Origin of the sequence: Nostoc sp., assembly GCF_036918015.1 — a bacterium.
In the GTDB taxonomy this organism is placed as follows: Bacteria; Cyanobacteriota; Cyanobacteriia; order Cyanobacteriales; family Nostocaceae; genus Nostoc.
In genome coordinates, this window is the sequence record NZ_JBALEO010000103.1 from 55,586 (window position 1) to 68,304 (window position 12,719).

A 12,719-nucleotide genomic window follows, 5' to 3' on the forward strand; every position below is an offset into this window, starting at 1 on the left:
GGTTTGTTTTATTTTAATGCTCGATCAAAGCCTAACACCTTTATTAGATGCCTTAAAAGCCAATGCAGCAAGACCTCATGCGCCTTTTTACACCCCAGGACATAAACTAGGTGAGGGAATTTCTCAATCCTTGGCTGACTTACTGGGTAAAGCCGTCTTTCGCGCTGATTTAACCGAATTAGCAGATTTAGATAATCTCTTTGCACCCCAAGGTGTTATTCAAGCAGCACAACAATTAGCAGCTGAGGCTTTTGGCGCTTCGCAAACATGGTTCCTTGTCAATGGTTCTACCTGTGGGATTGAAGCGGCTATTCTTGCTACCTGTGGCACAGGTGATAAAATCATTCTGCCTCGCAATGTGCATTCTTCTGCGATCGCAGGTTTAATTCTCTCTGGCGCAATACCCATTTTTCTCAATCCTGAATACGATCCAGTTTTAGATATTGCCCATAGCATCACGCCCAACGCTGTACAATCTGCACTCCAACAGCATCCCGATGCGAAAGCAGTATTGGTGGTTTATCCAACATATTACGGCGTTTGTGGAGATTTGAGTGCGATCGCCAATATCACACATCAATATAATATTCCTCTACTCGTAGACGAGGCACACGGCGCACATTTTACCTTTCATCCCGAATTACCCACTCCAGCTTTAGCCGCAGGTGCAGATTTAACTGTACAATCCATCCACAAGGTACTCGGTGCAATGACACAAGCATCGATGCTGCACGTCCAAGGTGACAAGATAGATTGCGATCGCATCAGTAAAGCTTTGCAACTGGTACAATCTACCAGTCCTAGTTATTTACTTTTAGCTTCTTTAGATGCAGCGCGTCAGCAAATGGCAATGCACGGAAAAATGCTGATGTCTTGCACTTTGCAACTTGCTGAGGAAGCTAGAACCAGAATCAGTCAAATTCCTGAATTATCAGTTTTGGAAATGCCTCAGTTGGAGGAATCTCCCGGCTTTGTCGCTTTAGACAAAACGCGACTAACTATCACTGTTTCTGGTTTAGGTTTAACCGGATTTGAAGCAGATGAAATTCTCGATGAAAAATTAGGTGTTACTGCTGAATTCGCCTCACTACAACATCTCACCTTTATTATTAGTTTGGGTAACACCCCAGCCGATATTGAACAATTAGTGCAAGGTTTCACCACCCTCACCAAAGAATATCGCCGAAGCAAGTTGACTGTTAAAAACCAGGTTTGGCTAAATCTAGACAGAACACTAGATTATGCTTTACAAATTTCTCCTCGTGAAGCTTTTTTTGCTGTCACTGAAATACTACCTTTGACACAAACCAATAAACGCATCTGTGCCGAAATCGTCTGTCCTTATCCCCCAGGAATTCCTGTGTTAATGCCGGGAGAAGTCATCACCAAATCAGTCCTTGAATACCTACAACAAATCCAGGCTATGGGGGGATTTATCAGCGGTTGTAATGACATTAGCCTCAAAACTTTGAAAGTTGTGAAATAACGTTATAACTACTGAATTATTCTTCAGAAAAGTCTAATTGATGAAGTCAATAGTAAATGTGCGGTTTTTCGGATGATTTAGGGAAAAATATATAGTAGTAATACCAGTATGAAACTTCAATGAAAATATCTATCTGACTAATGCCATCTTTAATTTATACCCATAGGATCATGTTGATGATTTATAAATCAGAAGATGAAATCAAAAACCTATTATATTTGGAGGCAAGTAGCCGTTCCAATTGTAGTCACTCTGGCGCTGGGTTTCTCAGCAAGAGCGAATGCAGTTGAGTTAGGCGCTGCCTCTGATTACAATGTATTTGTTTTGGGAGATATCTCTCAAAAATATACAGATATTGAAGGAAAACTCGCTGCTGGCGGTAACATAAATTTCATCGGCGGACTTGGAAGCAGACTTTCTGGTAATAGCGGCAACGTAGTAGTCGCTGGACAGAATTTAACTTTAAGTAACGGTCAAGTTTACCACGGTAATGCTGTCTATGGAGGCAGCGCCAATGTATCCAGCAATGTGGGATTTCCCCAAGGAACTCTCAGCCAAGGTAATCCCATCGACTTCAATGAAGCAGGGAAACAACTTCGAGGGTTATCTGAATATTTGGCAACCTTGACTCCTACTGGTAAAACCACTGTTCAATCTTGGGGTGGTATTAACCTTAGTGGTAGTGGTACTGCTTTCAATGTTTTTAATCTTGCAGGCTCAGATGTCTCCAAGACAAACTATTTTGAAATTAAGGGGGACGCAAACTCAACTATTGTTGTCAATATCAGCGGTAAGGATGTGTCGCTGCAAAACTTTGGGTTCACTATCCAAGGCACAGATCAACAAAAGGTAATTTACAACTTCTATGAAGCGACAAACATAACTGCCAGTGGGATTGGCATCCAAGGTAGTATTCTTGCGCCTTTGGCTAATTTCAATTTCAATAATGGTCAAGTTAACGGCAATGTAGTGGTAGCTTCTTTGACAGGAAATGGTGAGTCTCACAACTATCTATTTAATGGCGATCTACCAGATGTCCCAACGAAGTACTACACTCCGCCTAAGCCTCCCATTCGTACTCAGGTTCCAGAGCCTGCAAATCTTCCAGGTTTAGGATTAGTTGCTGTAGTATTTGGTTTGTTTCGCTACAAACGCAATCGAGCAACTTGTTTAGAATAATTAAAAATTTTTGGCAGCATAGCGCATGACGCGAATTTGTTTACAGATTTTCGCTCATGCGCTATTTCCTTGCTCTCTACCTTCTACAATAAAGATAGACTTTATTGAGATTTGTATAGTTGGGGATCGGCTGTCATGGCTCCCGCCGTTTTAATTCAAAATTTGCAAAAGCGCTACGGTACAGTGGTTGCCGTCCAGGATGTTTCCTTTCAGGTAGAACCAGGAGAAATTTTTGGTTTACTTGGCCCCAACGGTGCTGGGAAAACTACTACCTTGCGTGCTTTGTGTACGCTGACCACACCGGATGCTGGCAAAATCGAAGTATCTGGCATCTCTGTGTTGGATAATCCGAGACTTGCAAGACAACGACTAGGCTATGTAGCTCAGGAAGTCGCTATAGATAAGGTGTTGACTGGAAAAGAACTGCTGCAATTGCAAGCAGCACTTTATCACCTTCCAGGCGCAGTAGCCAAACAGCGTATTGAAACGGTATTAGATTTACTCGGTTTGCAAGAATACGCTAATAAAAAGACAGGAACATACTCTGGCGGTTTACGCAAGCGCCTAGACTTGGCTGCTGGATTGCTCCATGCACCGGATGTTTTGGTGTTGGACGAGCCAACTGTAGGGCTTGACATAGAAACCCGTTTTGTGGTGTGGGATTTCCTGAGAAAATTACGCGCCTCTGGGACGACGGTAGTAATTACCAGCCATTATTTAGAAGAAATTGACGCTCTAGCCGATCGCGTGGCAATTATAGATCGCGGCGTTGTAATTGCCAGTGGTACACCTTCGCAATTGAAAGATCAAGTAGGGGGCGATCGCATCACCTTGCGAATCCGCGAATTTTCCCCCATTGAGGAAGCTGAAAAAGCTAAAAACCTCCTGAAACCTTTACCCTTTGTCCAAGAAGTTATCATCAACAGCGCTCAAGGTAATTCGCTCAACTTGGTAGTGACACCTCAAAATGATGTTCTTATTAACATACAGCAAGCGCTGAATGATGCTGGCTTGCCCATATTTGGCATCGCCCAATCTCGCCCCAGCCTCGATGACGTTTATCTCGCTGCCACAGGACGCACCTTATTGGATGCAGAACTCGCAGCCGTCGCCACCCGCGATCCCAAAGCTGAAAAGAAGCAGAATATGAGATAGGGAATGGGGAGCGGGGGAGCAGGGGAGCAGAGGAGCAGGGGAGCAGAGGATAAGAGCAAGCAGTAAGTCTTTCCCCCTGCCCCTCGGTCACTGAGCGTAGCCGAAGTGCTCCCCTTTGCACCTCTACCTCTTGTGCCCAATCCCCAATCCCAATCTAAAATCCAAAATCCAAAATCCAAAATTGCTATGAGTGTTACTCCTAAATCTGATATCAATTGGCAACCATTAGCATCGCCACGAGCAGATGCTAATACTGCACCTAACTTTTTCGGTGAATTGGTACAAGAGACGTTGGCTTTAACTCGTCGCTTGTTTATTCAATTGCAACGCCGTCCCTCATCTTTAGTTGCTGGAATTATTCAACCAGTAATGTGGTTAGTGCTATTTGGTGCTTTGTTCCAAAATGCTCCCAAGGGTATATTTGGGAATACAACAAATTACGGCCAATTTTTGGCTGCTGGCATTATTGTGTTTACAGCCTTTGCTGGGGCGCTAAATGCTGGTTTACCAGTGATGTTTGACCGCGAGTTCGGCTTTTTGAATCGTTTGCTGGTAGCACCGTTAGCATCGCGGTTTTCCATTGTCTTTGCCTCAGCCATCTTTATCATCAGCCAAAGTTTGTTGCAAGCTGCCGTAATTGTTGCAGCAGCGGCATTTTTGGGCGCTGGACTTCCAGATATAGCGGGTTTAAGTGCGATCGCTCTCATTGTCTTACTCTTAGCTTTGGGTGTAACAGCCATCTCCCTCGGTTTAGCTTTCGCTCTACCCGGACACATTGAATTGATTGCAGTGATTTTCGTCACCAACCTACCATTATTGTTTGCGAGTACTGCTTTAGCACCTCTATCCTTCATGCCTCAGTGGTTGCAGGTTGTGGCTACTTTGAATCCTCTCAGCTATGCAATTGAACCAATTCGCTATCTCTATTTCCACAGTAGTTGGGAACTAGGTAGTGTAGTGATGCAGGCTCCTTGGGGCGATGTTACCTTTGGGGGAGCCTTGCTGGTGTTGTTTGGCTTTGCCCTAGTCGCCTTAGTGAGTATTCAACCCCAACTGCGGCGGACTCTGGCTTAAAAAGATAGAATAGATAAATTTTAGGTAGGGTCAAAACCCATGAAAAAACCATTTTTACAAATTACTAGACTCTTTGTTGCTACGGCAGCAGGAATTAGCTTTGCTTCCTTGCTCATAGCTCAACCAAGTTCCGCTCAAATCAGCAGCCCAACGGATGCTTTCCCCAGCAATAGTACAACAGACCAAAATACCGATCCTTTCGCCCGTTCCAACTCAGACAATTTCAATATGTTCGATCTGATTCATCGGGCAAATTTCGGGAATCTCAACTGGGATTCTAACCAACAGAACGAAGAACTAAACTCAGCAGCAGCAGCCTTTAAAGCAAGGCAACAAAAACTAATTCAAGGTCAACAACAGCAACCAACCCTCAGTTTGCCAACGCTTACACAACCATCAGTTACGCCGCCATTGGTGACACCACAATCAGGTAACTGAATCAAACAAAAACCCCAAGCCATAGAGGCTTGGGGCTAAGACCATTTAAAAAATCCTGAATTATCAGATCAGCCCAAGTGCAGCTAAAACATCGCTAGCATGGGTGGTTGTATTTACAGCACTGTCAACATGGGTAATTTTGCCGCTGGGGTCAATTACGTAGGTGACGCGCTTGGCATAACCGCCGCCATCCACATCGAAAGCTTTGATTAGGGATTTGTCGCTGTCAGCCAGTAGGGGAAAATTCAAGTTATATTTTTGGGTGAATGCTTGATGGGAGACTTCATCATCTGCACTGACTCCCAAGATGACAATATCTTTACCTTGATATTGAGACTGGGCATCCCGAAAACTACAGGCTTGTTTGGTGCAGCCTGGCGTGTCATCTTTGGGGTAAAAATACAAAACAACCGTCTTTCCGGCAAAATCAGATAGCGAGACTGTGTTGCCGTTTGTATCTTTGGCGGTAAATGCAGGTGCATCCGTACCAACTGCTAGAGGCATAATTAACCTTTCCTGTTTCAGATTGTTGATGCACTTGAAATTTTACATTAATTTATAATGTTTAAATATAATTACTAAAAAATAGGATAAATATACTTTAGATAACTAATTTTGGTTTAATGGGGTATTTAGTATAAGAAAAAATAGATTATTAAATTAATCTTTATTAGAAGAAAAATTTATACCCATACACGATGCCTGCTGTTGATTCCCAAAACCCAAATATTTTTGTCTATCCTCAAAGCACAGTAGAAAGAGCCGAGCGATCGCTAGTGTGTTCGCCTTTTAATGTATCTTTATTTGAAGTGATGGGCCACCAGAGTGTATCAGTAACTGCGATCGCTCTGGAAAATGGACTCAAGCAAGGCTATACTAAACGCCCTTTATCAGAATTAGCCTGTGATGACGCTTTGGGCTGGTTGATTCAAGTAGGTGTATTGCGCCGAGAAGTCGATGGTCAGGGAATTACAGATAGTTTTCGTCTCACTCCCTTGGGACGCCAGTTAGTGGAACAGTACCAGGGTAAAAATTGGCGTACTCCTTCATGGCACGATCGTTTCTATGATTCAGTGATTCGTTGGTTACGGATACCTTTTTAGAATAAAAAATCCAAGAGTTAGGATTAGAGAATCAAAGGGAACAATATACACGGAAACATCATATCTATTCATGAAGTCTTTACCATAACCATCCAACTATAATTTGTGATGGTTATAGTGGGCATTGGGTACAAAAGGCAGAGGTGCAGAGGAGCGGAGGGGCAGCACTTCTACTTCTCTACGAGACGCTGCGCGTAGCTTGCTTCCCCGAAGGGGTACGGCTACGCTCAGTGACCGAGGGGAAAGACTTGCTGCTACTTAATCCTCTGCTCTCCTGCTTACTCATCTCCCCCAGATCCCCTGTTGTTCGCTCCTAAAAATTAACTCTGTATCTTGAAAAACTAAGTGATAGCAACTATGAAATCAATTATGGTAGTGGGGACAACATCCCATGCAGGGAAATCACTTTTAACTACAGCTATTTGTCGCATTCTGTCGCGACGTGGTTGGCGAGTAGCTCCCTTTAAAGGTCAAAATATGGCTTTAAATGCTTATGTCACTGCCAGTGGTGGAGAAATTGGCTACGCTCAAGCAGTGCAAGCTTGGGCGGCGGGAGTCGTGCCTTGGGTAGAAATGAACCCAATTTTACTCAAACCCCAAGGGGATATGACTTCTCAAGTAATTATTAAAGGTAGGTCTGTAGGCAAAGTGAGTGCCTCAGATTACTACGAGCAATATTTTGAATTGGGGTGGCGGACAATTGAAGAATCGCTACAGCATTTAGGAACAGAATTTGACTTGGTGGTTTGTGAAGGTGCTGGTAGTCCAGCGGAAATTAACCTCAAGCACCGCGACTTAACTAATATGCGAGTGGCAAAATATTTGAATGCACCAACTATGTTAGTAGTTGATATTGACCGGGGTGGTGCTTTTGCCCATGTGGTTGGCACTCTAGAGTTATTAGAACCAGATGAACGCGCCTTAATTAAAGGTATAGTAATTAACAAGTTCCGAGGGCAGCGATCGCTCTTAGATCCGGGGATAAAATGGTTAGAAGAACGCACAGGTATCCCCGTTATCGGTGTTATACCGTACTTGCAAGAAATGTTTCCAGCAGAAGACTCTCTTGACCTGCTAGAACGTCAATCGTCCTCGAATAAAGCCCAAACTGACCTCAACATTGCCGTCATCCGCTTACCAAGAATTGCCAATTTCACCGACTTTGACCCACTGGAATCAGAAAGTACAGTTTCAGTGAAATACTTAAGTCCTAAGCAAGATTTGGGACATCCTGATGCCGTAATTATCCCAGGTACAAAGACCACAATTGCTGACTTGCTACTTCTGCAAAAAAGCGGTATGGCAGAAGCTATTCAAAACTATGCTGCTTCTGGGGGAACGGTTTTAGGTATCTGCGGTGGCTATCAAATGCTAGGTCAAATCATCGCCGATCCAGAAGGGATAGAGGGACAAGCTGGCAGATTTCAAGGGTTAAATCTTTTACCAATCAGAACTGTAATTACAGGACAAAAAATCGCCCGCCAGCGCCAAGTTAGCTCAAATTATCCCCAACAAGGCTTACCAGTTAATGGCTTTGAAATCCACCAAGGGCGATCGCGCATTGAACAGCAAGGCATAGATCCTCAATCCTACCATGCCCTATTTGACGATATTAATTTAGGGTTAGTGGATAGTTGTCAATCAGTGTGGGGAAGTTATCTCCACGGGCTTTTTGACAATGGCCCTTGGCGACGGGCTTGGTTAAATCGCCTACGTCAACAGCGCGGTTTAAAATCTTTGCCCACCGGTGTTGCTAACTATCGGGAACAGCGAGAGCAGATTTTGGACTCTCTAGCTACTGAAGTTGAAAGCCATTTAGACTTAAGTCTGTTTTTGTCTTAAGCTAAAATGCGTTGAAATGTCATTAGTCATTGGTCATTGGTCATTTGCAAAGGACAAAGGACAACTGACAAATGACAACTCTATTAAATGCGTAATATTGATGATTGTTCGTGTCCGCTTTTTACCAGATGATGTCACAGTAGATGCCGAAGTGGGAGAAGCCCTCTTAGATGTAGCAGACCGGGCTGGGGTATTTATTCCCACCGGTTGTCTCATGGGATCTTGTCACGCTTGCACCGTCGAATTAGAGGATGGAGAGATCGTCCGCGCTTGTATAACCGGAGTACCGCCACGCGAGGAATTGACGATTAACTTGTTTAGCGATCCAACTTGGTAGTTTTAACGCAGGTGTAGCTCGTCGTAGACATATTCGGCAATTAGGATTTTTATGACAGATTTCACTAGTAACGAATTCAAAATTTGGGTTGAAGGTATTATTGATGACCTAAACTTAAATTCGGTTATACATTATTCTACTGAAAGTTTAAAAAAACATGATTATGCAAAATTATGGGAAATTTATAAAGACTCTGAAAATGATGATGATTGTGCTGATGAATTGGCAAAATCTATTATCTCAAATGCTCATGGTATTGATGATTCAGAATTTACTCAACTTGAGCTTATAAATCATTATAACAATAGTGGTAAATACGATTTAGAATAAATCATCTATTTACTAAATAAGAATTATTTGATATTAACTCTTAATTGGCAAAGCTCATGATCATACGTCTTGATAATTCTACTGGTAAAGCAAAAATAGTCAAATTTGATTATCCTTATAATGGGAAGGAAATTTATCTAAATAAAGGATTAGTGACTAAATTACAAAAAGATGGAAAACTGGAAAAATTGGAGGATACGGTTTATGATTATAGAGTTGATGTAAACTTTATCCCTCAAACCCATATTAGATGTCAAACCCATAATATATGGAGTTTTACTGAATATGTAGAGTTAGAAGAAGAGTTAGAAGATAATTCACCAAAAGATCAATACTCAGACTTTGAAGATTATCTGTGCGGTCATGTTGAGCAAAATAATGATTCTATAACTTTAATTTACAAAGAATAATTTATACAAACACATTAAAATTTCAAGCAGACAGCTTTACTAAGATTGATCCTCCGCTCTCTCAATAGGAATTTTCAGCATTACCTGTTACAATTCTTAAAAAATCCCAATTTTTCCATCAGACAGCAAGAAACTTTGATACCTTGTTTCCTACTGCCTGTTTTTGCTATCTATATCAATTAGCTTTAACATTCAGCGCGTATTCTTTAAACCTTTCCAAATCAGCTTGAATCGTTGATTCAACTATCCGCCCCAAAAATAAGTTATCCATAATTTTGCCAATAATGCCGGGGATGGCGTAGGAAATAGTCATTTTAACAATACTACTATTGTGGCGATCGTAAAAGCGAATCGCTCCCTGATTCGGCAAACCATCAACCGATTCCCATTGAATAATTTGGTTGGGAATAACTTTAAGAATTCGGGATTGCCAATTAAATTCTAGACTGCCAGTTTTTAATTTCCAAAGAGATATATCTGGATTATCTGGCGGAATTTTCACCGAATCAATCCACTTCATCCACCGGGGCATTTGCTCCAAATCAGACCAGAGGCTCCATACTAAATCTATGGGAGCCTCTACTTCTACCTGCACAGTATGTTCTAACCAGTCTGACATCTCTACTTCTTCCTTTGCGCTCTTTGCGCCCTTTGCGGTAGCCTGCGGCAAGCCACTGCGTGTCTACGTTATTTCTTTAAACTCTCCAAAATCACTTTTGCCGCACGCCGTCCAGAAATAGTAGCACCTTCCATGCTGTCGATGTAGTCTTGCTGAGTATAACTGCCTGCAAGGAAGAAATTATCTACTGGTGTTTTTTGGTTGGGACGATACGCATCCATCCCTGGCGCTTCTCGGTAGAGAGACTGAGCAAGTTTTACCACACTGTACCAAGTCATATTTAACTCCCGCGATGAGGGAAACAGTTCATGGACTTGCTTGAGGACATGCTGTGCGATCGCTTCATTACTTTGAGCAATAAACGGATCTCCCGGTGTCAGCACTAACTGTAACAAAGATCCCTGTCCTGGGCGATAATAATCAGCAGGGCTAGTCAACGCTAAATCGGCAAAACAAGAAAAGTCAGCATCGGCTGTGTAAAGTAAATTATCGATTCCAGCCGCATGGTTTAGCTGTTTACGTTGTTCTCCATCGTTCAGTTCTGTTACCCAACCATCAAAGCGTAACTGCACTGTAGCCACTGGTACTGCATCCAGTTTGTAAATATTGTCAAATTCTGACCACTTACGCCACTCCTGGGGTAGGATGCGTTGAATTCCTGGAACATCACAGGCGAAAACGTAAGCATCAGCAGCGATCGTTTCTACTACATCACCTTGGGCAACTACTATACCTGTGACACGGGTTTGTTCAGCTGACTCAGCAAACTGAATTTCCCGAACTTGTCGGCGCGTGTAAATTTTGGTGCCTCTAGCTTCCAGATATTCCAGAATCGGCTTGTGTAAATATTCAGATGGAGAACCCTCCAGCATTCGCAAAACTGAAGCTTCAGTTCTAACTGCAAATAACTGGAATATGGTTAACATACAACGGGCAGACATATTTTCGCAATCAATAAATCCCAATGCGTAAGCAATGGGGTTCCACATCCGCTTGATGCTGCCATTACTTCCACCATGACTGCGAAACCAATCGGCAAAGCTAACTTTATCTAAATTGCGGATAGTTTTCATCGCCCCATCAAAGTCTACCAATCCGCGAACTATCGGACTAGTACCCAAAGCGATCGCATTTTGTAATTTATCCTGCAACGATAGTTGGGAAGTAGTGAAAAATGCCTTTAACCCATTGAAAGGCGCACCTGTAATAAAACGAAAATCTAAAGCACCAGTGCGCCCCCCTTTATTAATAAAAGTGTGGGTATGTTCCTTGAGGCGTAAGTTTTCTAACACCCCCACTTTTTTCATTAAGTCAAATAGTTGGTAGTAGCACCCGAAAAATACATGCAACCCCATTTCTAGATGGTTGCCATCTCCATCAACCCAACTGCCAACTTTACCACCGACAAACGGACGAGACTCAAAAATCTCTATTTCACAACCAGCATCAGCTAAATCTACTGCGGTTGCTAGCCCAGCCAGTCCCGCACCTACGATTGCAACACGCATTCCGTCGTTCCTTTTCAGTTTCTTTACAGATTGTAACTGGGTTGGTGTCGGAATTTGCTACTTAATATCAACTCCAGCAGCATATTAAGGCTTGCCAATATCGATACTAAAACTTCTTTGATTACTTTTTTTAGTTCCGGTAAATGACCAGACGCGATAAAAACGCGTCTGTATCATCTACACAAACTTTTGTCCATGGCGACGGACTCTCAAAAGTATCAGAGATATTTTTTTGTTGGCAAAGCTGTTTTCTGGATAATGTTGTGAAATTAACTTCTTAGTTATTTGCATCTTTGCCGTCGTCGGAGATGGGCAAACTTCTAATCAGTTCACGAATCACGTCAGTTGCAGGTCTACCTGTTTGTTGGCAATATTTTTCTAGTTTTTCCGCTTCCTGCGTTGCGAGATTAACTGTTATGCGTTTAACGGCCCATTTTTTATTTGTCATTATCATGCTATTTGCTGTATATTTAGATGGTCGAAAGAGTCTAAATTAAAGAGGGAACCGATAAGGTTATCAGAGTTTGTCTCACGAAACAAGTAATACCATTAATATTAAAAATGTTTATTTTGTCAAAGGATTGATCATTTTCTAAAAAAATCAAAACACTACACTTTATTTGTTACTATTGTGACAGCGTAAATAGCACATAGTTGCTTTTGAAGCTAATAACCCTACTAACAGCATGAGTAAAGCCTGACAATGAAATTTTATAAAGGATTTCGAGACACCTACTATTGACTCAATGAAGATTTCCAAAGTTATTCTCTATTGAAAGCATTTGACCTTCTCTCTTAACTAAGTTCACCAAACCTGCTTGGAGAGAGCATCTGCTAGAACCCCAAAAAATAAAGCTTCAGAATCATTATCATGCTGAAATCCTGGCTTATCGGCGGGTTAGAGTGGTGTGTATAGAGCGTGAATAGTCACTCTTGTTAGTAGGCAAATAAGCGACAAACACTTATCTGTAACCATACTGTAACCAAGAAGTTAAGAGCTACTTGAACAGTTATGAATTTTAGCTTACCTCGATCAAGCTGATTGCTTTTCAGTGCCAATATAGTAGCCAAAAAAAGGGGACAACGCTCAGTCTACCGAGTGTAAATTGCCAAGTATGTTGGTAAATTTTGACAGCAATATCTGTAATTTTACACAGACAAATTAATCTAGAATCTATGTGATGTTACTTGACTGTTGTCGATAATAATATTTTAGTTTTGTTTCATACTTTTACAAT

Annotated in this window: 14 protein-coding genes; 10 read left to right on the plus strand and 4 right to left on the minus strand. The window is 42.0% G+C overall.

Annotated features, from left to right (window positions below; genetic code table 11):
- The first annotated feature begins 16 nt into the window (after positions 1 to 16).
- The 5 genes from V7K61_RS33730 (at position 17) to V7K61_RS33750 (ending at position 5,332) form a co-directional block, all read left to right on the plus strand.
- Positions 17 to 1,486 (plus strand): aminotransferase class I/II-fold pyridoxal phosphate-dependent enzyme, encoded by a 1,470-nt coding sequence (locus V7K61_RS33730; protein WP_335060537.1) that lies wholly within the window; start codon positions 17 to 19, stop codon positions 1,484 to 1,486.
- 195 nt (positions 1,487 to 1,681) lie between these two features.
- Entirely contained in the window at positions 1,682 to 2,665 is a 984-nt protein-coding gene (locus tag V7K61_RS33735) for a choice-of-anchor A family protein (protein ID WP_335060539.1), read from the plus strand.
- 135 nt (positions 2,666 to 2,800) lie between these two features.
- Positions 2,801 to 3,820: an ABC transporter ATP-binding protein gene (locus tag V7K61_RS33740; protein ID WP_335060541.1), complete on the plus strand. Its 1,020-nt coding sequence runs from the start codon at positions 2,801 to 2,803 to the stop codon at positions 3,818 to 3,820.
- A gap of 186 nt (positions 3,821 to 4,006) precedes the next feature.
- The gene (locus tag V7K61_RS33745) at positions 4,007 to 4,894 is read left to right on the plus strand and encodes an ABC transporter permease (protein WP_335060543.1); all 888 of its coding nucleotides are present in this window, start codon (positions 4,007 to 4,009) and stop codon (positions 4,892 to 4,894) included.
- A 39-nt stretch (positions 4,895 to 4,933) separates the two neighbouring features.
- Positions 4,934 to 5,332: a hypothetical protein gene (locus tag V7K61_RS33750; protein ID WP_335060545.1), complete on the plus strand. Its 399-nt coding sequence runs from the start codon at positions 4,934 to 4,936 to the stop codon at positions 5,330 to 5,332.
- A gap of 63 nt (positions 5,333 to 5,395) precedes the next feature.
- On the opposite strand, the gene V7K61_RS33755 is transcribed toward V7K61_RS33750, so the two are convergent.
- Positions 5,396 to 5,836, minus strand: coding sequence for a peroxiredoxin (locus V7K61_RS33755; RefSeq protein ID WP_099101976.1), 441 nt, complete (start codon positions 5,834 to 5,836; stop codon positions 5,396 to 5,398).
- A 194-nt stretch (positions 5,837 to 6,030) separates the two neighbouring features.
- Here V7K61_RS33755 and V7K61_RS33760 point away from each other — a divergent pair, with 194 nt between their 5' ends.
- The 5 genes from V7K61_RS33760 (at position 6,031) to V7K61_RS33780 (ending at position 9,354) form a co-directional block, all read left to right on the plus strand.
- Positions 6,031 to 6,435, plus strand: coding sequence for an Npun_F0494 family protein (locus V7K61_RS33760; RefSeq protein ID WP_335060547.1), 405 nt, complete (start codon positions 6,031 to 6,033; stop codon positions 6,433 to 6,435).
- A gap of 357 nt (positions 6,436 to 6,792) precedes the next feature.
- Complete coding sequence (cobQ, locus tag V7K61_RS33765; RefSeq protein ID WP_094352460.1) at positions 6,793 to 8,277, plus strand: cobyric acid synthase CobQ; 1,485 nt, start codon at positions 6,793 to 6,795, stop codon at positions 8,275 to 8,277.
- A 100-nt stretch (positions 8,278 to 8,377) separates the two neighbouring features.
- Positions 8,378 to 8,614, plus strand: coding sequence for a 2Fe-2S iron-sulfur cluster-binding protein (locus V7K61_RS33770; protein WP_289798882.1), 237 nt, complete (start codon positions 8,378 to 8,380; stop codon positions 8,612 to 8,614).
- Between the two features lie 51 nt (positions 8,615 to 8,665).
- Positions 8,666 to 8,944, plus strand: coding sequence for a hypothetical protein (locus V7K61_RS33775; protein WP_335060549.1), 279 nt, complete (start codon positions 8,666 to 8,668; stop codon positions 8,942 to 8,944).
- A gap of 56 nt (positions 8,945 to 9,000) precedes the next feature.
- Positions 9,001 to 9,354, plus strand: coding sequence for a hypothetical protein (locus V7K61_RS33780; RefSeq protein ID WP_335060551.1), 354 nt, complete (start codon positions 9,001 to 9,003; stop codon positions 9,352 to 9,354).
- A 175-nt stretch (positions 9,355 to 9,529) separates the two neighbouring features.
- Here V7K61_RS33780 and V7K61_RS33785 read toward each other — a convergent pair whose 3' ends face one another.
- From V7K61_RS33785 to V7K61_RS33795, 3 genes are all read right to left on the minus strand, one after another.
- Positions 9,530 to 9,973: an SRPBCC family protein gene (locus tag V7K61_RS33785; RefSeq protein WP_335060553.1), complete on the minus strand. Its 444-nt coding sequence runs from the start codon at positions 9,971 to 9,973 to the stop codon at positions 9,530 to 9,532.
- A gap of 68 nt (positions 9,974 to 10,041) precedes the next feature.
- Positions 10,042 to 11,481, minus strand: coding sequence for a 9,9'-di-cis-zeta-carotene desaturase (gene zds / locus V7K61_RS33790; RefSeq protein WP_335060555.1), 1,440 nt, complete (start codon positions 11,479 to 11,481; stop codon positions 10,042 to 10,044).
- 277 nt (positions 11,482 to 11,758) lie between these two features.
- The gene (locus V7K61_RS33795; protein WP_335060557.1) at positions 11,759 to 11,935 is read right to left on the minus strand and encodes a CopG family transcriptional regulator; all 177 of its coding nucleotides are present in this window, start codon (positions 11,933 to 11,935) and stop codon (positions 11,759 to 11,761) included.
- Positions 11,936 to 12,719: the final 784 nt, after the last annotated feature.

Excerpts from the sequence above, each read along its gene's own strand:
- V7K61_RS33780 (WP_335060551.1), top strand. The coding sequence starts at position 9,001 with ATGATCATACGTCTTGATAATTCTACTGGTAAAGCAAAAATAGTCAAA.
- V7K61_RS33755 (WP_099101976.1), bottom strand. The coding sequence starts at position 5,836 with ATGCCTCTAGCAGTTGGTACGGATGCACCTGCATTTACCGCCAAAGAT.
- V7K61_RS33770 (WP_289798882.1), top strand. The coding sequence starts at position 8,378 with ATGATTGTTCGTGTCCGCTTTTTACCAGATGATGTCACAGTAGATGCC.
- V7K61_RS33730 (WP_335060537.1), top strand. The coding sequence starts at position 17 with ATGCTCGATCAAAGCCTAACACCTTTATTAGATGCCTTAAAAGCCAAT.
- V7K61_RS33785 (WP_335060553.1), bottom strand. The coding sequence starts at position 9,973 with ATGTCAGACTGGTTAGAACATACTGTGCAGGTAGAAGTAGAGGCTCCC.
- V7K61_RS33750 (WP_335060545.1), top strand. The coding sequence starts at position 4,934 with ATGAAAAAACCATTTTTACAAATTACTAGACTCTTTGTTGCTACGGCA.
- cobQ (WP_094352460.1), top strand. The coding sequence starts at position 6,793 with ATGAAATCAATTATGGTAGTGGGGACAACATCCCATGCAGGGAAATCA.
- V7K61_RS33745 (WP_335060543.1), top strand. The coding sequence starts at position 4,007 with ATGAGTGTTACTCCTAAATCTGATATCAATTGGCAACCATTAGCATCG.
- zds (WP_335060555.1), bottom strand. The coding sequence starts at position 11,481 with ATGCGTGTTGCAATCGTAGGTGCGGGACTGGCTGGGCTAGCAACCGCA.
- V7K61_RS33740 (WP_335060541.1), top strand. The coding sequence starts at position 2,801 with ATGGCTCCCGCCGTTTTAATTCAAAATTTGCAAAAGCGCTACGGTACA.
- V7K61_RS33795 (WP_335060557.1), bottom strand. The coding sequence starts at position 11,935 with ATGATAATGACAAATAAAAAATGGGCCGTTAAACGCATAACAGTTAAT.
- V7K61_RS33760 (WP_335060547.1), top strand. The coding sequence starts at position 6,031 with ATGCCTGCTGTTGATTCCCAAAACCCAAATATTTTTGTCTATCCTCAA.
- V7K61_RS33735 (WP_335060539.1), top strand. The coding sequence starts at position 1,682 with ATGAAATCAAAAACCTATTATATTTGGAGGCAAGTAGCCGTTCCAATT.
- V7K61_RS33775 (WP_335060549.1), top strand. The coding sequence starts at position 8,666 with ATGACAGATTTCACTAGTAACGAATTCAAAATTTGGGTTGAAGGTATT.